The sequence below is a fragment of the Yoonia sp. 72 genome, from assembly GCF_034652275.1.
GTDB lineage: Bacteria > Pseudomonadota > Alphaproteobacteria > Rhodobacterales > Rhodobacteraceae > Yoonia.
The window spans coordinates 155,103-179,225 of sequence record NZ_JAXIWG010000002.1; the positions used below are offsets into that span (position 1 = coordinate 155,103).

General features: G+C 61.5%; 23 protein-coding genes. 13 read left to right on the forward strand and 10 right to left on the reverse strand.

Features of this window, described 5'->3' with window-relative positions:
* The first annotated feature begins 11 nt into the window (after window positions 1-11).
* Both rpsO and VCK47_RS09380 read left to right on the forward strand, forming a co-directional pair.
* Window positions 12-281, forward strand: a complete 270-nt coding sequence (rpsO, locus tag VCK47_RS09375; RefSeq protein WP_019955803.1) for a 30S ribosomal protein S15 — start codon at window positions 12-14, stop codon at window positions 279-281.
* A 115-nt stretch (window positions 282-396) separates the two neighbouring features.
* Window positions 397-1,140 (forward strand): hypothetical protein, encoded by a 744-nt coding sequence (locus VCK47_RS09380; RefSeq protein ID WP_322890830.1) that lies wholly within the window; start codon window positions 397-399, stop codon window positions 1,138-1,140.
* Between the two features lie 48 nt (window positions 1,141-1,188).
* On the opposite strand, the gene VCK47_RS09385 is transcribed toward VCK47_RS09380, so the two are convergent.
* Window positions 1,189-2,097 (reverse strand): endonuclease/exonuclease/phosphatase family protein, encoded by a 909-nt coding sequence (locus tag VCK47_RS09385; protein WP_322890831.1) that lies wholly within the window; start codon window positions 2,095-2,097, stop codon window positions 1,189-1,191.
* A 191-nt stretch (window positions 2,098-2,288) separates the two neighbouring features.
* Between VCK47_RS09385 and pnp the strand changes: the two genes are divergently transcribed.
* Together pnp and VCK47_RS09395 are read left to right on the forward strand one after the other, a co-directional pair.
* Window positions 2,289-4,424: a polyribonucleotide nucleotidyltransferase gene (pnp, locus tag VCK47_RS09390; RefSeq protein WP_322890832.1), complete on the forward strand. Its 2,136-nt coding sequence runs from the start codon at window positions 2,289-2,291 to the stop codon at window positions 4,422-4,424.
* Between the two features lie 196 nt (window positions 4,425-4,620).
* A complete protein-coding gene (locus VCK47_RS09395) occupies window positions 4,621-5,214 on the forward strand; it encodes a hypothetical protein (RefSeq protein WP_322890833.1) in 594 nt (197 codons plus the stop codon).
* Window positions 5,215-5,263: 49 nt separating this feature from the next.
* Here VCK47_RS09395 and VCK47_RS09400 read toward each other — a convergent pair whose 3' ends face one another.
* A complete protein-coding gene (locus VCK47_RS09400) occupies window positions 5,264-5,911 on the reverse strand; it encodes a peroxiredoxin (RefSeq protein WP_322890834.1) in 648 nt (215 codons plus the stop codon).
* 123 nt (window positions 5,912-6,034) lie between these two features.
* Between VCK47_RS09400 and VCK47_RS09405 the strand changes: the two genes are divergently transcribed.
* The 3 genes from VCK47_RS09405 (at window position 6,035) to VCK47_RS09415 (ending at window position 9,098) form a co-directional block, all read left to right on the forward strand.
* Window positions 6,035-7,474, forward strand: a complete 1,440-nt coding sequence (locus VCK47_RS09405) for an aldehyde dehydrogenase family protein (RefSeq protein ID WP_322890835.1) — start codon at window positions 6,035-6,037, stop codon at window positions 7,472-7,474.
* Between the two features lie 96 nt (window positions 7,475-7,570).
* Window positions 7,571-8,500 carry a VOC family protein gene (locus tag VCK47_RS09410; RefSeq protein WP_322890836.1) on the forward strand — a complete coding sequence of 310 codons (930 nt, stop codon included), beginning with the start codon at window positions 7,571-7,573 and terminating at the stop codon, window positions 8,498-8,500.
* A gap of 1 nt (window position 8,501) precedes the next feature.
* The gene (locus VCK47_RS09415; protein WP_322890837.1) at window positions 8,502-9,098 is read left to right on the forward strand and encodes an alpha/beta hydrolase; all 597 of its coding nucleotides are present in this window, start codon (window positions 8,502-8,504) and stop codon (window positions 9,096-9,098) included.
* A 97-nt stretch (window positions 9,099-9,195) separates the two neighbouring features.
* Here VCK47_RS09415 and VCK47_RS09420 read toward each other — a convergent pair whose 3' ends face one another.
* Entirely contained in the window at window positions 9,196-9,840 is a 645-nt protein-coding gene (locus tag VCK47_RS09420; RefSeq protein ID WP_322890838.1) for a pseudouridine synthase, read from the reverse strand.
* Complete coding sequence (locus VCK47_RS09425; RefSeq protein WP_322890839.1) at window positions 9,837-10,490, reverse strand: YggS family pyridoxal phosphate-dependent enzyme; 654 nt, start codon at window positions 10,488-10,490, stop codon at window positions 9,837-9,839. The genes VCK47_RS09420 and VCK47_RS09425 overlap by 4 nt, the downstream gene beginning before the upstream one ends.
* A gap of 226 nt (window positions 10,491-10,716) precedes the next feature.
* On the opposite strand from VCK47_RS09425, the gene VCK47_RS09430 reads away from it, so the two are divergent.
* From VCK47_RS09430 to holA, 4 genes are all read left to right on the forward strand, one after another.
* The gene (locus VCK47_RS09430) at window positions 10,717-11,838 is read left to right on the forward strand and encodes a porin (RefSeq protein ID WP_322890840.1); all 1,122 of its coding nucleotides are present in this window, start codon (window positions 10,717-10,719) and stop codon (window positions 11,836-11,838) included.
* Window positions 11,839-11,970: 132 nt separating this feature from the next.
* On the forward strand, window positions 11,971-14,502 hold the full coding sequence (gene leuS, locus VCK47_RS09435; RefSeq protein ID WP_322890841.1) for a leucine--tRNA ligase: 2,532 nt from the start codon (window positions 11,971-11,973) through the stop codon (window positions 14,500-14,502).
* Window positions 14,492-14,977: an LPS assembly lipoprotein LptE gene (gene lptE, locus VCK47_RS09440; protein ID WP_322890842.1), complete on the forward strand. Its 486-nt coding sequence runs from the start codon at window positions 14,492-14,494 to the stop codon at window positions 14,975-14,977. The genes leuS and lptE overlap by 11 nt, the downstream gene beginning before the upstream one ends.
* Window positions 14,974-15,996, forward strand: a complete 1,023-nt coding sequence (holA, locus tag VCK47_RS09445; protein WP_322890843.1) for a DNA polymerase III subunit delta — start codon at window positions 14,974-14,976, stop codon at window positions 15,994-15,996. Before lptE ends, holA begins: the two co-directional genes overlap by 4 nt.
* Before the next feature lie 63 nt (window positions 15,997-16,059).
* Here holA and VCK47_RS09450 read toward each other — a convergent pair whose 3' ends face one another.
* From VCK47_RS09450 to VCK47_RS09460, 3 genes are all read right to left on the reverse strand, one after another.
* Window positions 16,060-16,263, reverse strand: coding sequence for a hypothetical protein (locus VCK47_RS09450; protein ID WP_322890844.1), 204 nt, complete (start codon window positions 16,261-16,263; stop codon window positions 16,060-16,062).
* A gap of 103 nt (window positions 16,264-16,366) precedes the next feature.
* Window positions 16,367-16,894 carry a YjbF family lipoprotein gene (locus tag VCK47_RS09455; protein ID WP_322890845.1) on the reverse strand — a complete coding sequence of 176 codons (528 nt, stop codon included), beginning with the start codon at window positions 16,892-16,894 and terminating at the stop codon, window positions 16,367-16,369.
* A 125-nt stretch (window positions 16,895-17,019) separates the two neighbouring features.
* A complete protein-coding gene (locus VCK47_RS09460) occupies window positions 17,020-19,128 on the reverse strand; it encodes a YjbH domain-containing protein (protein WP_322890846.1) in 2,109 nt (702 codons plus the stop codon).
* Window positions 19,129-19,309: 181 nt separating this feature from the next.
* Here VCK47_RS09460 and VCK47_RS09465 point away from each other — a divergent pair, with 181 nt between their 5' ends.
* Window positions 19,310-19,891 (forward strand): glutathione S-transferase family protein, encoded by a 582-nt coding sequence (locus VCK47_RS09465; RefSeq protein ID WP_322890847.1) that lies wholly within the window; start codon window positions 19,310-19,312, stop codon window positions 19,889-19,891.
* Here the strand turns inward: VCK47_RS09465 and VCK47_RS09470 are convergent.
* The 3 genes from VCK47_RS09470 to VCK47_RS09480 are packed head-to-tail and all read right to left on the reverse strand — an operon-like array spanning window position 19,873 to window position 22,402.
* The gene (locus tag VCK47_RS09470) at window positions 19,873-21,036 is read right to left on the reverse strand and encodes a TIGR03862 family flavoprotein (protein ID WP_322890848.1); all 1,164 of its coding nucleotides are present in this window, start codon (window positions 21,034-21,036) and stop codon (window positions 19,873-19,875) included. The genes VCK47_RS09465 and VCK47_RS09470 overlap by 19 nt on opposite strands.
* On the reverse strand, window positions 21,033-21,647 hold the full coding sequence (locus VCK47_RS09475) for an enoyl-CoA hydratase/isomerase family protein (RefSeq protein ID WP_322890849.1): 615 nt from the start codon (window positions 21,645-21,647) through the stop codon (window positions 21,033-21,035). The genes VCK47_RS09470 and VCK47_RS09475 overlap by 4 nt, the downstream gene beginning before the upstream one ends.
* Window positions 21,644-22,402 (reverse strand): SDR family oxidoreductase, encoded by a 759-nt coding sequence (locus VCK47_RS09480; RefSeq protein WP_322890850.1) that lies wholly within the window; start codon window positions 22,400-22,402, stop codon window positions 21,644-21,646. Before VCK47_RS09480 ends, VCK47_RS09475 begins: the two co-directional genes overlap by 4 nt.
* Window positions 22,403-22,519: 117 nt before the next feature.
* On the opposite strand from VCK47_RS09480, the gene VCK47_RS09485 reads away from it, so the two are divergent.
* Complete coding sequence (locus VCK47_RS09485) at window positions 22,520-24,022, forward strand: DUF2125 domain-containing protein (RefSeq protein ID WP_322890851.1); 1,503 nt, start codon at window positions 22,520-22,522, stop codon at window positions 24,020-24,022.
* Window positions 24,023-24,123: the final 101 nt, after the last annotated feature.

Sequence of the window (24,123 nt, forward strand, 5' to 3'; positions counted from 1 at the left end):
AGGAGACCCCGATGTCGATTACTGCCGAAGAAAAAACACGGATCATGAAAGAATTCGCAACCAAAGAAGGCGACACCGGTTCGCCCGAAGTGCAAGTTGCGATCCTGTCCAGCCGCATCGCGACGCTGACGGAACACTTCAAGACCCACAAGAAAGACAACCACGGTCGCCGTGGCCTGCTGAAAATGGTCGCCCTGCGCCGCAAGCTTCTGGACTACACCAAGTCCAAGGACGAAGCCCGCTACCAGAGCCTGATCGAACGTCTGGGCCTGCGCCGGTAATCCGCGCCAACGCCTCTGACAGCAGAAACGCCCGCCATCCGGTGGGCGTTTTTTATTGGTTTGCCGTCTGCTGGGCGCTATCCATTGGTTGATGAGATCGGGAGGGCTGCGCCTCATGCGTGCAATGGGGAATGTATTTGCCACGGCGATGCTGGTGCTGTTTGCGCAGCAGGCGGTAGCAGACCCTTACGCCGCCGCTCCCGCACATGATCCGGCTGCGGATTGGTGCACTGAGGAATTACCATACACGCCAGGGCTTGAAACTTATCAACCAGACGGTGCCGTCACACAGGTTGGTCCGTATCTCTTTCGTGTTTGTCAACGTGCTCCGCTGAGTTCCACTCCCGAGCGAAGAGTTATGCGATTCTTCTACAACCCCGAACGCGTCGAGGGGCTGTCGAGTGTGAAGGTGATGTCAGGACTCATCGTTAACAGTTTGGTTAGTTGGGAAAGGCGCGTTGCGCGAATATCCGATTCTTACCGACTTACAGGTGAAGAACGGATCGGTTCAGCCAATTATGGGGTGTATCGATTAATTGGTCCTGACGGTATGATCGGTCGTCCGATGTATGTTTATCTTCCCGACCCAGATAAGGGATCGATTACGCTGCCGTCTCACATGTTTGATTGCACCGAAATGGTAATTTACCCACACCAACTTCGCGGAATTTGCAAAATCCACGTTGGCTACAACGAGATTTATACAAACCTGCTTTTCATGAGCCCTCTTCCAAAGGACTTCCCTATCCCTGTTGATCGTTTCCCGGAGTTTGCGCAGGATGTCTGGCGCACGCTCGAAGCTGCTGATGTGACCAACGACTACAATACGTTGCCTGCTGATGTGCCTTTCCTCGACTGATCCAGCGCTGGTCCGCAAGGTCTTTCGGCAAATGCCTGATTTCCCGGATCAGAACGTGAAATCCGCCGCCACAGGGTAGTGATCGGTCGGCCATTCGCCGTCGAACTTTTCACGCAGCACGAACGGCCCGCCGACAAGCTGCGGGCCACCGGTATAGCCGATATGGTCAATCGCCCCAAAAAGGTTGAGACCCTGATTGAAGTGGAACGTCGCCCCCTGCACGGGCGCGAAGACGATGCCGACCTCCTCCAGCAGCCCGAGGATGGGCGACCCCAGCCGCGCGTTGAAATCCCCCGTCACAAAAACGGCCTCGCCCGCATCGATCGACGGTTTGATCCGTTTCGCGACCAGCGCGATGGATTGTTCGCGGTTCGACAGGCTCGCGAAATCGGTGTGCAGGTTCACGACGCGAAACGGGGTGCCGGTGGCACTATCGCGAAACTCCGCCCACGATGCAAAGGCCGGAAATGACCCGTTGAAGGTCCGAGCATAGATCACATCCGGCGTGTCCGAGAAGAAGAACCAGCCCTGATCCAGTAGTTGCAAACGGTCGGTGCGGTACAGGATCGGCTGGGTCGAGGGGAACTGGTCCACCGGACCGACGGCGGCGGCGGCATAGCCGGGGTTGTTGGCCAAAAGCCAGTCCAGCGTCAGGTTCACGTCGCTTTCGGACCCGCCGCCAAAACTTTCCATTTCCTGAAACGCCATGACATCGGCATCCACCGCCTTGAACGCGAGATCAAGCGGCCCCTTGCGCCGTTGCCAATCGCCCACAGACCACGGGCCGGTTTGCTGCCCCAAGATGATGTAATGCACGTTGTAGGTCGCCAGCCGCAGCGCCTGCGCAGGCGCAGGCGGCACCACGTCAGTGCCGGAATTGCGCACATGCTGGCATCCGGTGATGGCCACCAGAACCAGCATCAGGCCCGCAATGCCCGTTATCAGCTTTTTGAACATGCGTGACCTCTTTTGCGCGACAACACCCCTTACCCTAGGGCCTCTTTCCAAAGAGGCCAATATCCGCTAAGGCCCACCTATCTTTGAGAAGCCCGGCGCCCGCATCCCAGCGCCGATACAAAGAAGATACAGGGATGAGGGGGAATACGCCCCCTACGCAAAATGGGCTGCGGCCCGACTAGGACATGATGATGTTTAACGAAGTGAAAAAATCGATGCAGTGGGGCGAAGAGACGCTCACACTCGAAACCGGCAAGGTCGCCCGTCAGGCTGACGGGTCGGTCATTGCCACGCTGGGCGAAACCAGCGTGATGGCGAACGTGACGTTCGCAAAAGCACAAAAGCCGGGGCAGGACTTCTTTCCGCTGACCGTGCATTACCAAGAGAAATATTATGCCGCCGGCAAAGTGCCAGGCGGCTTTTTCAAGCGCGAAGCGCGTCCCACCGAAAAAGAGACGCTGACATCCCGCCTGATCGACCGCCCGATCCGCCCGCTGTTCGTCCCCGGCTTCAAGAACGAAGTGCTGGTGATGTGTACCGTGCTGAGCTTTGACGGTGTCAACGACCCCGATATGATCGCGATGATCGCGGCTTCTGCTGCGCTGACGATCTCGGGCGCGCCCTTCATGGGGCCAATCGGTGCATGCCGTGTGGGTTTTGTGGATGGCGAATACATCCTGAACCCCGAAATCGACGACATGCACAACCTGCGCACCAAGCCCGAACAGCGGCTTGATCTGGTTGTCGCCGGCACCAAAGACGCCGTGATGATGGTCGAATCCGAAGCCTACGAGTTGACCGAAGAGGAAATGCTGGGTGCTGTGACTTTCGCGCATGAGCAGATCCAGCCTGTCATCGACCTGATCATCGATCTGGCCGAAGATTGCGCCAAGGAACCGTTCGATTTCCAGCCAGAGGATTATTCGGAGCTTTACGCCGCCGTGAAATCCGCAGGCGAGGACAAGATGCGCGCCGCCTATGCGATCACCGACAAGCAGGAACGCACCAGCGCCGTGTCCGCCGCCAAGGCCGATATCGTCGCCGCCCTGACCGAAGACCAGCAGGCCGACAGCAACCTTGGCCCCGCGCTCAAGAAACTGGAATCCGCCGTGCTGCGCGGTGACGTGGTCAAGCATGGCCGCCGCATCGACGGCCGCGCGCTGGACCAGATCCGCCCGATCGTGTCGGAAACCGGTATCCTGCCACGGACCCACGGGTCGGCACTGTTCACACGCGGTGAAACGCAAGGTCTGGTCGTGACCACGCTGGGCACCGGCGATGACGAACAGATGATCGACTCGCTGACCGGCATGTACAAAACCAACTTCATGCTGCACTACAACTTCCCCCCATATTCGGTGGGTGAAGTCGGGCGCGTCGGTTCCCCCGGTCGCCGCGAAATCGGCCATGGCAAGCTGGCTTGGCGTGCCTTGCAGGCGGTTCTGCCTGCGCCGACCGATTTCCCGTACACGATCCGCATCGTGTCCGAGATCACTGAATCCAACGGCTCGTCCTCGATGGCGTCGGTTTGTGGTGGCTCTTTGTCCATGATGGACGCAGGCGTGCCGCTGAAAGCCCCTGTTGCCGGTGTGGCGATGGGTCTGGTGATGGAAGACGACGGGTCCTACGCCGTGCTGTCCGATATCTTGGGTGACGAAGACCACCTTGGCGACATGGACTTCAAGGTTGCAGGCACCGAAAACGGGATCACCTCGCTCCAGATGGATATCAAGATCGCAGGCATCACGCCCGAGATCATGAAAAAAGCACTGGAACAGGCCAAGGCAGGTCGTCTGCATATCCTTGGGGAAATGTCCAAGGCGCTGACCGGCGCGCAGGAATTCAGCATCCACGCGCCCAAGATCGAAACCATGCAGATCCCTGTCGACAAGATCCGTGAAGTCATCGGGTCCGGCGGCAAGGTCATCCGCGAGATCGTGGAAACATCGGGTGCCAAGGTCGATATCAACGATGACGGCGTCATCAAGCTGGCCTCGAACGATGCCGAGGCGATCAAGCGCGCCTATGACATGATCTATTCGATCGTGGCCGAACCCGAAGAAGGCAAGGTCTACAAAGGCACCGTGGTCAAACTGGTCGATTTCGGCGCCTTCGTGAACTTCTTTGGCAAGCGTGACGGTCTGGTCCATGTGTCCCAGATCGAGAACAAGCGCCTGAACCATCCGTCGGATGTGCTGAAAGAAGGTCAGGAAGTCTGGGTCAAACTGCTGGGCTTCGACGACCGCGGCAAAGTCCGTCTGGCGATGAAAATGGTCGATCAGGCCACTGGTCAGGAACTGGCCAAAGAAGAGGCCGCAGAAGAATAACCTTTCTGCAAATGGCAATCTGTCACGCAAACACCCGGCCAATTGGTCGGGTGTTTTGCATTTCTTGGTGTTGTATGAAAGCGACAGCAATCCTCTGAAAGTCCGGCGCCACAATTTTGCGGGATGTCTGTCCCGATTACCCGCCTCATAGTTGCATAAGGTGACGCAGCGTCACCGCAAAAGAGGGATGGCAAGAATGAACAAATCAACGGTTTTTGGCGCGCTGATCGCCTGCTCGACAGCTGCCGCCGTACAGGCGCAAGATTTCAGCGACATTTCAGTCGGCGTCGGCCTGACCAGCTTTGGCTATTCGCTTCAGGGTGAATACGAAATCCAGCCGAACATCGGCGTGCGCGCTATGATCATGGGCGCCCCCGGTCTGAGCGACACCTATGAAGAGGACAATTTTACTGCCGATGGCACCTTGGACCTAGGCGGCTTTGCCGTTCTTGCGGATTACTATCCACTGTCGAATGCATGGCGGTTGTCGGCGGGCCTGTTCCTGTCGAACACGGAACTGAGCGGCACCTTCGAAGACGAAGGCACCGTCTATGAAGGCAAGGTGGCGTTCGAAAACGACATCGCGCCGATGATCACCACGGGTTTCAAATATCCGTTCGGCAGCGGCTGGGCTTTTTCGGGCGATGTCGGCGTGATCGTGTCGTCGCTGGAAATCTCGTCAGACACGACCGACCAAGATGCAATCGACAGTATTGCAGAAGCGAATGCCGACCTGTCGGATGTCCCCGTGTTCCCCTACATCGGCTTTGCTGTCAGCTATTCCTATTAAGCACCATATGCGCAAAGGCCCCGGTCACACGCCAGGGCCTTTGGCGTTTTCAGAGCTTGGTTGTGCGCAGATACGGAAAGACAGTGGTGAAGTCACCGAACTTGGCCTTTGCATCATCGTTGCTGACGGTCGCGGGGATGATCACATCATCGCCCACGTTCCAATTGGCGGGCGTGGCCACACCCTTGCCATTGGCGGTCTGCAAGCCGTCCAATGCACGTAGCACCTCGGCGAAATTGCGGCCTACGTTCATCGGATAGGTCATCGAGAGTTTCAGCTTCTTGTCCGGCCCGATGATGAACACCGCCCGCACGGTCGCGCTGTCCGCAGGTGTCCGCCCGTCGGGCAGATAGGCATCGGCGGGCAGCATGTCGAAGGCTTTGGCCACGACCAGATCCTCATCCGCGATGATCGGGAAACCCGCCTTGGCCCCTGCGAAAGTCTCGATGTCGGTTTTCCACTTCTTGTGGTCCTCGACCCCGTCGACGCTAATGCCCATGACCTTTGTGCCGCGCTTGGCCCATTCATCGGCCAGCTGCGCGACAGCGCCGAATTCGGTCGTGCAGACGGGGGTGAAATCCTTGGGGTGTGAAAACAGGATCGCCCAGCTGTAGCCGATCCAGTCATGCAGCTTGATCGTGCCCTGATCGGTTTGCACGGTCAGGTCGGGGATGGTGTCGTTGATGCGCAGGCCCATTGGGATGCTCCTTCATTTCACGGTTACCCATCCTACATAGGAACGGACGGGCACTTGTGCCACAGCCGCTTGCGCCGGAACGGGGCAGATGCCACACCTTTGGCAAAACGCAGGAGAGAGATCATGATCGAGAAACGCAATTTCTATATCGACGGCGCATGGGTCGCCCCCGCCAAGGCCCGCGACCATGACGTGATCGACCCTTCCACCGAGGAGGTTTGCGCCGTCATCTCCCTTGGCGATCACGCCGATACGAACGCCGCCGTCGCCGCCGCCAGCGCCGCCTTGCCTGCATGGTCGGCCACCGACCCCGCGAAACGCGCAGACTACGTCCGCGGCATTCTGGCCCAATACGAAGCCCGCGCCGAGGAAATGGCACAAGCGATCAGTCTGGAAATGGGTGCGCCCATCGACATGTCCCGCGCCGATCAGGCCCCCTGCCTGCCGTGGCATCTGGAAAACTTCCTGACCGCCTTCGAGCATATCGAATGGATCAGGCCACTTGGCCCGCATGCGCCTAACGACCGGATCGCGCTGGAACCCATCGGCGTCGTCGGGCTGATCACGCCGTGGAACTGGCCAATGAACCAGGTCACGCTCAAGGTGATCCCCGCGCTGTTGGCGGGCTGTACCATCGTGCTGAAACCCTCCGAGGAATCGCCGCTGTCGTCGCTCTTGTTCGCGGAATTCGTGCATGACGCGGGCGTGCCTGCGGGTGTGTTCAACCTTGTGAACGGCGATGGTATGGGGGTCGGCAGCCAGTTGTCGCGCCACGAGGATGTGTCGATGATCAGCTTCACCGGATCGACCCGCGCGGGCAAGGCGATTTCGCTGGCTGCGGCCGAAACGCTCAAGCGGGTGACGCTGGAACTGGGCGGCAAGGGTGCGAACGTGATCTTTGCCGATGCCGACGACAAGGCGGTCAAACGCGGCGTAATCCATTGCATGAACAATTCGGGCCAGTCTTGCAACGCACCGACACGGATGCTGGTCGAGCGGTCGATCTATGATCAGGCCGTCGAAACCGCCGCCGAAGTCGCGAACAGCATCGGCGTTGGCCCGGCCTCTGAACCCGGTCGTCACATCGGGCCTGTCGTCAACCGCAGGCAGTGGGACCAGATCCAGACCATGATTCAGGTCGGCATCGACGAAGGCGCGCGGCTGGTCGCGGGTGGCCCCGGCCTGCCCGAAGGGATGAACCGTGGTTTCTATGTGCGTCCCACGGTTTTTGCCGATGTGAACAACCAGATGCGCATCGCGCGCGAGGAAATCTTTGGCCCCGTTTTGTCGATCATCCCTTTCGACACCGAGGAAGAGGCCATCGCCATCGCCAACGACACGCCCTACGGCCTGACAAACTATGTCCAGTCGCAGGACGGCGCGCGTCGCAACCGTATGGCCCGCGCGCTCAAGGCGGGCATGATCGAGATGAACGGCAAGTCGCGCGGGGCCGGTGCGCCCTTTGGCGGGATGAAGATGTCAGGCCGCGCCCGCGAAGGCGGCGTCTGGGGCATCGAGGAGTTCCTCGAGGTCAAGGCGATCTCCGGCTGGGCCGCAGAATAAGCTCATGTGCATGGGCGCACCAATCAGGTGCGCCCAGCGCTATTTAGTGCGCCGTGGATTCGTCTATTTATCCCCCAACGGATAAGGAGACTCACCATGATCAAGCAAATCAAAGGGCTGCACCACGTCACATCGCTGGCCAGTGGTGCCCGCGAAAACAACGCTTTCTTCACCAACGTCCTTGGCCTGCGCCGCGTCAAGCAGACGGTCAATTTCGACGCGCCGGACGTCTATCACCTGTATTACGGTGACGAGACCGGCAGCGCCGGCACGGTAATGACCTATTTCCCTTTCCCCAATGCCGGACGCGGACGCGCTGGCGCGGGTGAAGTCGGACGCACGTCCTTTGCCATCCCGACAGGCACATCGCAGGCATGGCTGGACAGGCTCGCCACGTTTGAAACCGACGGCGTTTCGCAGGACGTCCGCTTTGGTGAAAAGCGCGTGCTGTTCAATGGCCCCGACGGTGACCAGTTTGCCTTGGTGGAACGTGACGACGACCGCACGCCATGGACGGGCAATGGCGTGGCCGAGGATATCGCGATCCGCGGGTTCCATTCGACTGACATGCGCCTGCGCGATGGTGATGCGAGTGCGGAACTCCTGCGCTTCATGGGCTATGAAAAGCTGGATACTGAGGCAAACGTCACCCGCTTTATCGTGCCCGGAGGCAATGACGCCAACGCGATCGACATCGAGGTAACACCCTCCGCGCCCCGCGCCGCCCAAGGGGCAGGTTCGGTCCACCATATCGCCTTTGCCGTGGACAACCGCGCACGGCAGCTGGAAGTGCGCGAGGCGCTGCTTGACACAGGCTATCAGGTCACGCCTGTCATCGACCGCGACTATTTCTACGCGATCTATTTCCGCACGCCCGGCGGTGTGCTGTTCGAAGTGGCGACAAACGAACCGGGCTTTGCCCGCGACGAGGATACCCAGAACCTTGGTCAGGCGCTGAAACTGCCCAGCCAGCATGAACATTTGCGGTCGCAGCTGGAAAACCTGCTGGAACCGCTGGAATCCTGATATGACCTATCACGCAAAACGCACAAAGGGGGCAGCGGGCGCGCCGCTGTTCCTGACCTTTCACGGCACCGGCGGATCGGAAAGCCAGTTCCATGATTTCGCGGAACAGCTGATCCCCGGCGCGCATGTCACGTCCCCGCGCGGGGACGTGTCCGAACATGGGGCGGCGCGGTATTTCAAGCGCACGGGCGAAGGCGTCTATGACATGGACGATCTGGCTTTGCGCACCCGCGCCATGGCGGATTTCATCAAGGCCGAACAGGCCGCGACCAAACCGTCTCGCACCGTCGGGCTGGGCTATTCCAACGGGGCGAATATCCTTGCCGCCGTGGCAATGCTGGATGCAGGGCTGGTCGATGACCTGATCCTGATGCACCCGCTGATCCCCTTCACCCCCGACCCGCAACCGGGCCTGAAAGGGCGGCGCGTGCTGATCACCGCGGGCGAGAATGATCCGATCTGCCCCGCCGCGCTGACCCATGCGCTAGCGGCGTATTTGACCGCGCAGGGCGCCGATGTGCAGGTGCATTGGCATACGGGCGGCCACGGCATCGCGCAAAGCGAAGTCGCCGCCATCAAGGAATTCCTGACCGCCTGAGGTCAGGATGTGTTGTTAATGAGTATCGCCGCCTGTTTGCGGCCTGTGTGTTAGTCAGTATCGCCGCCTGTTGCGCGGCAATGTGGTCGCGGGGTGCCTAGAACGGGCATTTCGCGGTCACCTTAATCCCCTGACCGCCGTCGGGGTGCCGGAACTGCAATGTCTCGGAATGCAGCATCAGGCGCGGATGGTCGCGCGCGGGGCCTGTCGCATAGAACGGATCACCCAAAATCGGATGGCCCAGCGCCAGCATATGCACGCGCAACTGGTGTGACCGGCCCGTCTTGGGCATCAACCGCACGCGGGTTTCACCGCCACCTGTCCGCACCACGCGCCAGTCGGTGACAGCGGCGCGGCCGTTTTCATGGTCCACCATCTGCAAGGGGCGGTTCGGCCAGTCCACGATCAGCGGCAGATCGACGGTGCCGGTCTTGTCCGCCATCTCGCCCCAGACACGCGCGACATAGGTTTTCTTGGTCTGGCGGTTCTCGAATTGCAGGCCCAGATGGCGCTGGGCATGGGGCGTGAGCGCAAAGATCATCACACCCGACGTGTCGCGGTCCAGCCGATGCACCAGCAGCGCGTCGGGAAACACCCGCTGCACCCGCGCGATGAGGCAATCGGTCAGATCCTCGCCCTTGCCCGGCACGCTCAGCAGGCCGCTGGGTTTATCGACCAGCAGCACCTGATGGTCGTGGTGCAGGATGACAAGCGGGTCCTGGGGCGGGGCGTAATCGCTCACCCTGTGGCCCTTTCGCCAAAGATCGCGGAGCCGATACGCACATGCGTCGCGCCCAATGCGATGGCGCTTTCGAAATCGCCGCTCATGCCCATCGACAGGCCCGCCAGACCGTTGCGCGCGGCCATCTTGGCCAGCAGCGCGAAATGCAAACTCGGTTCCTCGTCCACAGGCGGGATGCACATCAACCCCACGACAGGCAGGTCCAGCGCGCGCGCCTCGGCGACGAAGGCATCGACCTCGGCGGGCATCACGCCTGCCTTTTGCGGCTCTTCGCCCGTGTTCACCTGCACAAACAGGTCGGGGCTTTCGCCCCTTTCCTGCGCCAGCCGCGCCAGCACCTGCGCCAGCTTTGGCCGGTCGAGCGTGTGGATCGCCTGCGCCAGTTCCACCGCAGCCCGCGCCTTGTTGGTCTGCAACGGGCCGATCAGGTGCAGGGCAATGCGATCATAGGTTTCGCGGAATCGCGGCCATTTTCCTGCCGCCTCCTGTACCTTGTTTTCGCCAAAGACTCGGTGCCCCTGATCCAGTACAGCGGCGACACGGGCGTCGGGTTGCACCTTGGACACCGCGATCAGGGTCACGTCCTGCTCGGGGCGGCCCGCGCGGGCGCAGGCGGCGGCGATACGGTCCTGAATATCTGCCAAAGGCATGGAAGGTCCTTCAAAAATAGGGGGCTGACTTGATGCTGTCGAAATAACGCCGTTTTACGGCACTGTCATGCGGCGAAAACATGGTGTGACCTTGATGCATCATTTCCCAGCAAGACGCTTGAAATCATCCGGTTTGACTTGAGTGTCACAGAGGTTGGGCGCAATTAGTCTGCAATGCTAGAGTATCTGGCATTCTTGGGAATGCAAAACACGAGGGAATTATCCAATGAAAAGCATCCTTCTTACAACAACTGCCCTGGTCGCCTTCGCTGGCGCGGCAGCTGCCGAAGGCCACAACGGCGTAAGCTTCAAGGGCACCGCCACTCTGGGTTACAACGACAGCGATCCAGCTGTTGAAGATCAGGGCTTCTACTGGGACGGCCACCTTGACGTGAAACTGTCGCAGGAACTGGACAACGGCGTGACCGCCGGTGTGACCGTTGACTTCGACTTCGCTGACAACAACCTGGGCGAAAACCTGTTCGCAACAGATTACGTTCTGTCGCTGACCACCGCAGACGCTGGCCTGTTCTTCGGCGACATCAAGTTCGCTGCCGAAACACAGTGGACCGCTGCTGGCACGATGACTGCCGACAACTTCTCCGAAGCTGACGGCGAAACCGCACTGCGCGGCGATCTGACCTATGGCGGCATTGACATGTCGTTGTCCGTGGTTATCGCCAACAACGCTGAATTCATCGTCGAGGATGACACCGGCGATGCCTACACACAGCTGTCGGTCGGTGCTTCCGGCGATCTGGGTGCGTTCAGCTTCTCGGTTGCTTACCAGGAAGAGAACGAGTTCACCGGCTACTTCTCCGCTGATGGCCTGGGACAAGGCGACAACGGCGACTTCAACGACAGCGAAGTGTTCGGTGTGTCGGTTGGTACAACCTTCGCTGGCGCAACTGTTCGTCTGGCCTATGCTGACAACAGCGCGACCAACTCGACCGGTGTGTCGGTGTCCTACCCAGTTGGCCCAGTCACTGTGTCGGGTTACTTCGTTGCTGAAGATGCAGGCGATGACTCCTACGGCGTGAAAGCAGTTTACGCAGACGGCCCAATCAGCCTGACCGCAAACTACGAAGACCGTACCGGTTCCTACCGTTACAACGTCGAAGGTTCCTACGACATCGGCAACGGCCTGGTGGCAAAAGCTGGTTACCTGGACCGCGAATCGTGGACCGGCGAAGCGTTCTACGTTGCTGGCGAATACGACCTGGGTGGCGGCGCATCGCTGCTGGTGTCCTATGCTGATGCAGAAGACGCTGACTACGCTGACGACGACGAAATCGGCGCAGACGAGTTCCAGTTCGGGACAACTGTTGAACTGTCGTTCAAGTTCTAATCCAGAACCCTCGACATTCCTAAGCGAGAGCGGCCCTTCGGGGCCGCTCTTTGCGTTTGCGGGTATAGCCATCGCCGCCGCGCCGGATTATGACGGGGCAACGCCTTTTTACCCCCGTGAAAGACCATTGTGATGACCTCCTACTCCCCCGCTGCGATCGAACCGAAATGGCAGGACATCTGGGCCGAGGGCCAGATCTTTGCCGCGCACCGCAGCGCGGACAAACCCAAATACTATGTGCTGGAAATGTTCCCCTATCCATCGGGGCGCATCCACATCGGCCATGTGCGCAACTACACGATGGGCGACGTGATCGCGCGGTACAAGCTCGCGACAGGCCACAACGTGCTGCACCCGATGGGCTGGGACGCATTCGGCATGCCCGCTGAAAACGCGGCGATGGCGTCGGGTGGGCACCCCAAGGACTGGACCTACCAGAACATCGCCGACATGCGCGCGCAGATGAAACCGCTGGGTCTGTCCATCGACTGGTCCCGCGAATTTGCCACCTGCGATCCGGAATATTACGGCCAGCAGCAGGCGCTGTTCATCGACTTTCTGTCCAAGGGCCTGATCTATCGCAAGAAAGCGGTGGTGAACTGGGACCCTGTCGACATGACCGTGCTGGCCAACGAACAGGTGATCGATGGCAAAGGCTGGCGGTCCGGCGCCGAGGTCGAACGCCGCGAACTGGTGCAATGGTTCTTCAAGATCTCCGACTATTCCGAGGAATTGCTGAGCGCGATCGACGGGCTGGACAACTGGCCCGCCAAGGTCAAGCTGATGCAGGCCAACTGGATCGGCAAATCGCGCGGGTTGCAGTTTGCATTTGAACGCACTGATGGCGGCCAGATCGAGGTCTATACCACCCGCCCCGACACGTTGCTGGGCGCGTCCTTCGTCGGCATCTCGCCCGATCATCCGCTGGCGAAAGAGCTGGAAGCCAAGGATGCGAAGGTTGCCGCCTTCTGCGCCGAATGCCGCAAGGGTGGCACCACGGCAGAGGCGATTGAAAAGGCCGAAAAGCTGGGGCTGGATACCGGCCTGACGGTCAAGCACCCGATGGCGGACCAGCCCGACCTGCCCGTCTATATCGCGAATTTCATCCTGATGGATTACGGCACGGGCGCGATTTTCGGCTGTCCTGCCCACGACCAGCGCGATTTCGATTTCGCGACCAAATACGGCTTGCCGATCATCGCGACCTTCCTGCCGGATGCGGATGCGCCCACCGACCTGACCACCGCCTATGTGCCTGCCAAAACCGAAAAGGTGTTCTACACCAAAGGCTTCGCGGGTGACCAGTGGCAGACCGGCGAACAGGCCGTCGACGCCGCCATCACCCATTGCGAGGCAAACGGCATCGGCCAGGGTGTGACCAAATTCCGCCTGCGCGACTGGGGCCTGTCGCGCCAGCGCTATTGGGGCTGCCCCATTCCCATCGTGCATTGCGACGACTGCGGTGCCGTGCCCGAAAAGAAAGAAAACCTGCCCATCGAACTGCCCTATGACGTCACCTTTGACGTGCCGGGCAACCCCTTGGACCGCCACCCGACATGGCGCAACTGCGCCTGCCCCGCCTGTGGTGCGCCCGCACTGCGCGAAACCGACACGATGGACACATTCGTCGATTCGTCGTGGTATTTCGCCCGCTTCACAGCGCCCCATGCACCGACGCCCACCAATATGGACGACGCCGCCTATTGGATGAACGTGGACCAGTATATCGGCGGCATCGAACACGCGATCCTGCATCTGCTCTACAGCCGCTTCTTCGCCCGCGCGATGCAGATCACCGGCCACCTGCCCGACACCGCGATTGAACCGTTCAACGCGCTGTTCACGCAAGGCATGGTGACGCATGAAATCTACATGACCCGCGACGAGGCGGGCCGCCCTGTCTATCACTTCCCGCAGGACGTGAAGAACGGCAAGCTGGCCGATGGTACGGCCGTCGAGGTGATCCCCTCCGCCAAGATGTCGAAATCCAAGAAAAACGTCGTCGATCCCGACGATATCCTTGCCCAATACGGGGCCGATACCGCGCGCTGGTTCGTGCTGTCCGACAGCCCGCCAGAGCGCGACGTGGAATGGACAGCGTCCGGTGCCGATGCGACCTACAGACACCTCGCCCGCGTCCACCGGATCGCGTCCGAGATCGCGGCGGCTGGCGATGAAACCGGCACCGGCGATGACGACCTGTTGCGCGCGATGCACCGCTGTATCCATGACGTCACGATGGGGCTGGAAACCTTCGGCTTCAACGCGGCGATTGCAAAGCTTTACGCCTTTACCAACACGCTGGGCAAATCCACCGCCTCTGCCGCCGTCAAACGGCAGGCGGCACTGGTGCTGGCGCAGCTGATGTCGCCCATGACCCCGCACTTGGCCGAGGAAATCTGGGCCAGCCTTGGCGGTGAAGGCTTGATCACCACCGCCCCTTGGCCTGTCGCCGACCCTGCGATGCTGGTGGACGATCACGTCACCCTGCCCGTGCAGATCAACGGCAAGCGCAAGACCGAGATCGTCGTCGCCGCTGATGCAAGCAAAGAAGCGGTGGAAACCGCCGTGCTGGCGCTGCCGGTGGTGCAAAAGGCGCTGGACGGCGCTAGTGTGAAGAAACTGATCGTGGTGCCCGGACGGATTGTGAACATTGTCATCTAGGACCCCTTCCCGCCGCCTGTTCCTGCTGGGCCTTCTGGCCCTTGGAGGCTGCGGGTTTGCGCCCGTTTACGGCGACGAGAACGTCCTGCGCGGCAAGGTCGCCTTTGACACCCGCGACACCGTGCCGGGATTTCGCCTGCGCGAGAGGCTGGAACAACGGCTGGGGGTCGCGGATGCACCGGTCTATGTGCTGCGCGCGCAGATCACCGACCGGCGGCGCAGTCTGGCGATCACGACATCAGGCGACAACAGGCGCTTTAACGTGATCGGCACCGCAACTTGGGACCTGAGAGATGCCACGACCGGCGACCGGCTTGCCAGTGGCCGCCACGAGACCTTTACCAGCTACGCCGCCACCGGATCGACCACCGCCACCCAAGCCGCCGAAACGGATGCCACCGCCCGCCTGTCCGTGGCGCTGGCGGATATGATCGTCAGCCGCCTGTTGTTGCTGGCACCGGACCTGCCGCGATGAAACTGGCGGGCGATGCTGCCGCCGGATACCTGCGCAAGCCCGATCCGGCCCATGCGGGCCTGCTAATCTTTGGCGCCGACCCGATGCGCGTGGCGACCAAACGCCAGCAGGCGATTGCCGCCCTTGTCGGTCCGCAGGGCGAAGAGGAAATGCGCCTGACGCGCATCAATGCCGCCGATCTGCGCAAGGATGCCGCCCTGCTGGATGATGCGATCAAGGCGCAGGGTTTCTTTCCCGGTCACCGCGTCGCCTTTGTCGAGGATGCGACTGACACGCTGGCCAAGCTGGTCGAGGCAGCCCTTGCCGATTGGCGGCAGGGCGATGCGCAACTGGTCGTCACAGCAGGCCAGCTGACCGCCAAATCGCCCCTGCGCAAGGTGTTCGAAAGCCACCGCAACGCGATGGCGATCGGCATCTATGACGACCCGCCCAGCATGTCCGACATCGCGCGCGCCTTGACCGAGGCAGGGCTCGACCAGCCGGGCCGCGACGTGATGGATGCGCTGTTCGCGCTGGCAAATACGCTGGAGCCGGGCGATTTCCGGCAGACGGTAGAAAAGGTCGGATTGTACAAGCAGGGCGATGCCACGCCTTTGACCATTGCGGATATCATGGCAAACGCCCCCCAATCGGCCGAGGTCGATGTCGACGATGTGCTGGATGTTGTCACTGCCGGTCAGGTCGACCAGCTTGGCCCTGTTCTGCGCGGGTTATACGCCCAAGGCGTGACGCCTGTGACGCTCTGCATCGGGGCGATGCGGCATTTCCGGCGGCTGCATGTCGTGGCATCTGACCCGGGCGGGCCCAGCGCCGGGGTGGCGCGGTTGCGCCCGCCTGTCTTTGGGCCGCGCCGTGACAAGATCGCGCGGCAGGTCAGCCAATGGGGCCGCGACCGTCTGGAAAAGGCGCTGACTGCGCTGACCGACACAGATCTGCAGCTGCGGTCGGCCAGCACGGCACCGCAGGCGGCGCTGATGGAACGCACGCTGATCCGCCTTGCCATGATGGCGCGTCGCTAATGCAAAAAGGCAGACCCGAAGGTCTGCCTTTTCCTGATCCGGCCTTGCGGTCGGGGTCAGAAATTACTCAGCAGCAGCTGCGATCAGCAGAGCGGCCAGAACGCCGACAACGATGAAAGCTGGGTTGATGGACGAACCGGCTGGTGCTGGTGCGGGTGCAACAGCGACAGGTGCTTCCATGGTTGTTGGTGCCAGGCTGCCTGCGTTTGCGGCAACAGCGGAAACGGCGATGACTGCGGATGCAGCGAGTGTAGTTGTAAGGCGCATGTCGGTACTCCAATTAATGCACGGGTGGTGCGTCACGGCGTGACTATCCACATTTCCCCCTTAAATCAGGCCGTTGTGGAAAATCCAAGAGTCTCCAAAACGATCAGAAAACGTCGATTTGCAGGTAGCCTGCGTCGGGTGAGACAGCCTGCAGGCTCCGCACGACCTGTCCTTGCTGATTTACCCAATAAACATTGGTAAATTGAAGCTGATCGCTGACGCATTTCTCTTCAAAGCGGGTCGTATTTTGCGTCACTTCGCCGCGCTCGAACGGGTCTGGACCCATCGAAGCGATGCTACATTGCAACAGTCTTTCCGAAATCTGATCAAGGTTATCCAGAAAGTCGTGCCTGCGTTCGGCCGTTCCGCCGCCTGCACGGATGGCGGCCCATGTTTGTGCAGTCTCGGCACCCATCAGGTCGCGCGGCATCCCCCGCGTGGCGACGACAATGCCGTTTTCCGTCGTGACGCTCAGGTTGGCACTGCCGATCCAGGTTTCGCGGGGCCCGTTGGTTCCAGCCACAACCATCGTGTCCCACCGGCCCAAATCACGGAAATTGACGCGCACGAATTGCCCCGGATTCGCGGCGATCTGTTCCTCAGTCGCCAGCGGCGGCGGTGGCACTGCCACCGGCGTGCGTCCTGCCAAGGTGCTTGCGGCCGTCGCCAGTTGCGCCGCGATGCCGCCCTGCCCCAATGGCCCACAGGACATCAGCCCCAAGGCGGCCAGCACAAGCGCCGATTGCCTGATCACATTCATCGCCAGAACCGCCCCCATGTATCCGTAAGATCTGCCTCGTGTGCGTCGCGCACGACATCGTAAAGCCGCCCGTCCACGCTCAACCGCGCGCCACCGTCGCCCGACCGCGTGCGAATCTGCGTCGCATAAGTCCCCCGCGACGTCCCGCCGCTGAAAAAGTCCTGCGGGATCGAAACGCGCACGCCTTTGTTGTAGGACCCGTCGCCGAAGTCTTCATAGCTGATGTCGGTCTGGGTGACATAGGCTCCGACGCGGATACCGTTGTCGTATTCGCGATCGATCGACAGGGTCGCGCCCCAATCGCCCGCCAGATAACGCCCGACATCCAACTGCGTGTGATACCCGTTGCCAAGGTCGTAATAGGCCGACAGATGCCCTGTCAGCACGTCATAGTCGTATTCGTCAAAGCCCAGCAGCATATCGGTATCGCGCTGCGCGACATAGTTCAGTTCGACCCCAAGACCAAAGGCGCTGTCAGCGGGTTTCCACAGGACCTCGGACGACAGACCACCGAACATGCTTTCCAGATAGCCAAGGCTCACACGGCTATAAAGGTCGGTTCCGGGCCTTCCGTAGTGGTTCAGCGTCAGGGTCTGAAGGACGGGCACGCCGTCATCCCCGTAAAACTGGCTGTCGGTGCGGACATTCTGGATATCGGGCGTGCTGTCAGGGGCGGGGTCACGCTTGTCGGCCTTGAGCACGCTTTGCAGGATGGTCCCCGAAGCAATCAGTTGCGGCGTGATCTGATAGACGCCACGCAGGCTCAACCCCGCAGAGACCGCGATAGACCCGTCACCGCCGAAGGGGTTGATCGTCAGATATGGGCCAAAGCCCCACTGGAACGCATCCTGCTCAGGACGTGCATCAGCCAAGCTATCGGCAGGCCCCGCATCGCCAAAGCCTGTGCTCGCCAGCAAGGTCTCTGCAGCGGCGGGGCGGTTTTCAAGACGCTCGATATCGCTGCGCGCGATGGTGACGGCAGACAGGCCGATGCCACGCGCCTCGGGTTCCAGAATGAAGGTGTCGATGCTGTCGGGCATGACCTGCGTCAGCAACCGCGCGACGCGCCCCATCGCCTGTGCCTGCGACCGGTAGCGCCCGTTGACGTAACGCACCCGCACAGTCGTGTCGGTCATTTCCAGACCTGTCAGCGTCTGGCCTTCCATCTGCAATAGTTGCGCGGTGGCTGCACGCAAGCCCGGTTCCGTCGCGCGGTTCCAGCTTTGGGCGGCCTGCACATCGCGTACCTTGACTGGCGTCGGCGCGGTTTCGCTGCCGCTTCGGCCCGGACGGTTGTTGGCGTTCAGCGAGAATGTCCCCGACACCCCGACACTGCGCCCCGAGAGTGACGCGAACGACAGCTGCACGCTGTCGTTCGGGCGGTAAGTCACGCCAAGGTTATAGGGCGTATCCGTCTCTAATGCAGGGGAAAACGGCTGCTCAGGGTATGCGATCGTGGCATATTCCGCGACCACGCCCCAGCGGTCGTTGATCTGGTAGGTCAAACCACCAAAGGCCGCTGCATCGCCGCGAAACCAGTAATCGGACGCCAGCTGGCCTTCGGGGTCGGCATCGTCAAAGACCGGCCGCGCGCCCAGCCCCGACAGCGGGTTGTCGAACCCGTCACGCGTGGCCATCGCGCCCCATCCAAGGCCCGCCGTCACGGTCAGGTTGTCGCCGATGGTTTTGGTGGCGACCACATATTCCGACGCAAACCGCCCCGGCGTGAAGACATCACGCAAACCAAAGGCCAAGGCCGGCAGATAGGCGGATTCGTCCAGCAGGCGGTAATGCAGATCGAAACTGCGCTCGAATTCGCCATCAAGGATCGTCGATGTGGGGTTCCCATACAGATCGACCACCGAATACCGCGCCGCGAGCGTTGCGCGGTCGGTCAGCTGATAGGTGAAGGTCGCGCGGAAATAGCCTTCCTGATAGGCGAGAGACCCTGCCAGCGTGCCTTCGGCGGGTGATTGTGCGGTGGGCATGTCGATCATGCCCGGCATCCCGTTGAAGCCGTAGTTCAGATCGCTTTGCTGGGCTTGCGCCGCGATGCCCGCCATCAGTGCGATGACCGACGTGGTGGCAAATCTGGCTTTGGTCATGCGGCTGCTCCGTCCCTGTCTTGGCACAGGTCTAACTTGCCCTGCCCGCAAAGCAAACGCCCTTTGCCAAGAAAGTGCTGTGGTGCTGCCCGCCTGGTACAAAAATGCACCCGACAGGCAAATTGCGTTGCAAACGCCTGCCCGACACCGCCTTATGCCCGAAAGCTTGGGGGGAGAGGGCATGTATCAGGTCATAGGTCCGAAAAAGTCACGCGCCTTGCGGGTGCTTTGGGCGCTGGAGGAATTGGGCGCGCCATACGACCACCTGCCCGACATGCCGGGGTCGGATGCGGTCAAGGCGCTGAACCCGTCGGGCAAAGTGCCTGTCCTGATCGCCGAAGGCGCGACGCTGACGGATTCCACCGCGATCATGACCTATCTGGCCGACCGGCACGGCGCGCTGATCCCCGCCCCCGGCACGATCCAGCGCGCGCATCACGACGCGCTGATGCATACTGTGCTGGACGAGATGGACGCGATCCTATGGATGGCGGCGAAGCACAGTTTCATCCTGCCAGAGGCCCAGCGCCTGCCCGCGATCAAGGACAGTTTGCGCTGGGAATGGGCGCGCAGCCTTGACCGTCTGGCACCGCGTATCGCGGGCGATTGCCTGATGGGGGATGAATTCACGATTGCCGATATCCTGTGCGCCCATTGCCTGAACTGGGGCATGGCGATCAAGTTCGACATCGCAACCGATGGTGTGCAATCCTATCAGCAGCGCATGCGCGACCGCCCCGCCTTTCAGCGGCTTTTGGCGTAATCCGCAGCTGCCAGCCCCGCCTGCCGACCTGTCGCCATGCTGGCCGAGATCAAATAACCGCCCGTCGGGGCCTCCCAATCCAGCATTTCACCGGCGCAAAACACGCCGGGGCGGTCGCGCAGCATCAGATCACCGGTCAGCGCGTCGAGCCGGACACCCCCAGCAGTCGAAATCGCCTCGTCCAGCGGGCGGGGGCCTGCGTGCCGGACCTTCAGCGCCTTGATCAGCGGGGCCAGATCATCGGGATAAGGCATCCCGAACTCCGCCAGCAGCGCAAGGCGCACGGGGTCCAGCCGCAGGACCTTGCGCAGGTGGTTGGTGACGCTCGCCTTGCCGCGCGGTTTCGCCAAGGCGCTGCGCACCTGCGCTAGCGTCCAGTCGGGCAGCAGGTCCATGACGAGCGGCGCACCTTCCCGCATCGCGCGCGACAGCGCATAGATGCCGCCGCCTTCGATGCCGCGTGCGGAAATGATGCATTCGCCCCGCGTTGTGACCGCGCCTGCCGTCATCGCCACCGCCTTGACCGGCGCGCCGAGGTGCTTTGCCATATGCGGCGACCAGTCCGCGACAAAGCCCATATTCGCAGGTGCAAAAGGGGTAGTGACATCGGGCAGATGCCGCGTCCAAGCGCCATCCGACCCCAGCCGCGCCCAACTGCCCCCGCCCAGCGCCAGTACAACCGCCTTGGGGTGGATCAGTTGCACGCCTGCGAGCGTATCAAACGCCAGCGCATCGCCCTGCCAGCCGTTCCAGCGCCAGCGCGTCTGCAAGGTCACACCCGCCGCGCCCAACCGCGCCAGCCACGCGCGCAACAAGGGCGAGGCTTTCATGGCAACGGGAAACACCCGCCCAGTTGATCCGGTGAACAGGGGCTGGTCCAGCCCTTCCGCCCAGCGCATCACGTCCTGCGGGCCGAAACCGGCGAGAATAGCACGCAAATTGTCGGGCAGAGGGCCGAAGGCGGCCAGATAGGGGGCCAGATCCTCGTTCTTGGTCAGGTTCAGCCCCGATTTGCCCGCCATCAGGAACTTGCGCCCGACGGATGGCATGGCATCGACCACCGTCACGGACGCGCCCCGTGCGGCGGCAACCTCTGCCGCCATCAGACCGGCAGGGCCTGCGCCAATCACAAGGACATCGGTCATGCGGGGTCGATCATCCGCTTGATGGCGGTCAGATGGGCGGATGATGCCGCACAGACATCCGCCCCCAGAGCGCGGGCTGTTTGCAGCAGCGCGTCATCCGGCACAATCCGGTCGAGCAGGCCCCAGAGAAGCGCGGTCTCCGCGTCGATCTTTTGCCCTGCCATCAGGATCATCTTGGCGCGCGCAGGCCCGATCAGCCGCGCCATGCGGACAGGGTCAGAGGGTTGCGGCAGAAAGCCCAGCTTCATCACCGGATAGAAAAAGCGTGTCTGTGGCACCGCGATACGCAGATCGCAGGCCAGCACCATGCCCAGCGCACCCCCCGCCGCCGTGCCGTTCAAGGCGGCGATGGTCAGACCACGACAGGCGGCCATCGCACCCGAAAGCCGTTCCCAGACCGGATCGGTAGCCAGACCCGCGCGCGCGGCATCCAGATCGGCACCGGCACTGAACACGCGGCCTGTGCCGGTCAGGATCAGTAACTTTGCATCGCGCGCGCCTTCGGCGATATCGGCCAATTCTGTCAGCATCGCAGCCGTCAGCGCCCCCGCTTTGTCCGGCCGGTCGATGGTCACGACAAGGCTGTCACCGTCCCGTTCGGTGCGGATCATGCAAGGCCGACCATCTTGCGGATATCCGCATCGCGCAGGCTGATATCCTGCCCCAGATAGGGGTCCGCCTCTGGCGAACACATCCAGACCAGCGCGCGGGCGGGCCATTCGGGCGGGATATGCACCGACCAGTCCAGCTGGCTGACGGGGCCGATGCCGGATTCCTTGATATCGCGCTGCATCTGGGTCGCGACAGTGCCGGGCGACAGGCCCATGATCCGCAGCCCCTTGGCGCGGCATTCCAGATCGACGGTGCGGGTCAGCATGTAGGCGCCCGCCTTGGACGCGCAATAGGCGGTCCAGCCCTGCACCGGATTATGCGCCGCCCCAGACGAGATGTTCAGGATCGTGCCATGCCCCTGCGCGATCATGCCGGGAACGACCGCGCGCATCCCGTACATCACGCCCTTGAGGTTGATATCCACGGTGCGCGCCCAGTCGTCGGGGTCAAGATCGCCGAAATCGCCCATCGGATCGACGACACCCGCGTTGTTGATCAGCACGTCAAGCCCGCCGAATGTCTTTGCCGTGGCCGCGACGGCCTGTTCGACTTGCACATAGCGGGACACGTCACAGGGAATCGCAAGCGCCCGTTCTCCGATATCGCCTGCAATGCGGGCAATATCGTCGGTTGTGCGTGCAATCAGGGCAACATTCGCCCCGCATTCGGCAAATTCCCGCGCAGTCGCCTCGCCGATGCCGCGGCTGGCACCGGTAATCAGTACGGTTTTGCCGACCAGATCAAACTTTTTCACATCAATCCCTTTCGGTCTGCGCTGCAGATGGGTAACACTTTTGCCGATGCTATCCTTCCTTGGCGCATGTTGAAAGACCATGGCAGGATGGACGAACCCAGAATGGAAGGGATTTTGATGACCTGTAGAACGACTTTGCGTGGTGCTGTCTGTCTTGCGGCGCTGTTCACCGGTAACGCCGCAATCGCCGAAGTGACGGCCCAGCAGGTTTGGGACGACTGGAAGGCACAACTGTCCATGTACGGCCCCGACAGCCTGACCATTGGGTCCGAGGACATGTCCGGCGATACGCTGACCGTGCGCGACATCGCGCTGAACATGACGCAGGAAGAGCTGAACATCAGCGCGAACATGGGCGATATCGTCCTGACCGAACAGGGCGACGGGACCGTCACCGTGACGATGGCCGACAGCTTTCCGATCACCATGACCGATGACGCAGGCGTCGCGGTTACAGTGCTGGTCACCCAGTCGGGTCTGGAAATGACCGCCAGCGGCACAGCGGACGCTATCGACTATGCCGTCAGCGCCGATCGCTATACCGTTGCTCTCGACAGCATCGTCGACGGTGATTTTACCTTTACGGGTGATATCAGCCTGACCGGCAACAATCTGACCGGCACCTATACCACACGGCTGGGCGAGATGCGCGACCTCACCTACGAAGGCGCCTTCGAATCAATCGACATTCTGGTTGATGTGCAGCTTCCCGACGGCGGCGGCGAATACGTCACCGGCGGCGGCAAGATCAGCGGGCTCAGCATGCAGGCCGAGATGGCGATGCCGCTGGATGGCATGATGTTTGATGAAAACAACCAGATCGCCGACGGCACCTCGATCTCTGCTGGGTATACTGTGGACAGCAGCGAATACGTGTTCGACATCAACGCCGATGGCGATCAGGTGTCGGGGTCGTTCAGCTCCGGTGCAGGCACGTTGACGACGCTGGTCAGCGCCGCAAACCTTGCCTATTCCGGCCGCACCACCGATATCGCTGCGACGATCATCTCGAATTCCGCACCTTTCCCGATCGACATCGGTCTTTCGGCCTACGGGTTCAACCTTGAGATGCCCGTTGCCGCATCCGACACGGCACAGCCCTTTGCCTTCGGCTTTGAACTGGCCGACTTGACGGTCAGCGACATGATCTGGTCGCTGGTCGATCCGGCGAGCGTGCTGCCGCGTGATCCCGCGACGATCAAGATCGGTCTGGCCGGCATGGCCCGTCCGCTGTTCGACATGATGGACCCCGCGCAGGAACAGGCGATGATGAACAGCGACATGCCGTTCGAATTGTCCGAAGTCAGGCTGACCGACCTCGATATCTCGGTCGCGGGTGCCAGCGTGACAGGCGACGGTGCTTTCACCTTCGACAACAGCGACATGGTCACCTTCGCGCCACTGCCCCGCCCCGAAGGCGAGGTCAGCGTACAGATCAACGGCCTGAACGGGTTGCTGGACAATCTGGTCACCATGGGCCTGATCCCAGCCGAAGAAATGATGGCACCGCGCATGATGATGGGCATGTTCGCCCGCTCGACCGGCGACGACCAGTTGGAAACCAGTCTCGAAGTGACCGGCGACGGTCAGGTTCTGGCCAACGGTCAGCGCATCCGCTGAACCGGACTGATGTGACAGGCGGCGCGTCGGGACATCGGCGCGCCGTTCGCATGTCGTATCCCAGCCTTGCAGCGCCCCTGCCTGCGCACTAGGTCTCGGAC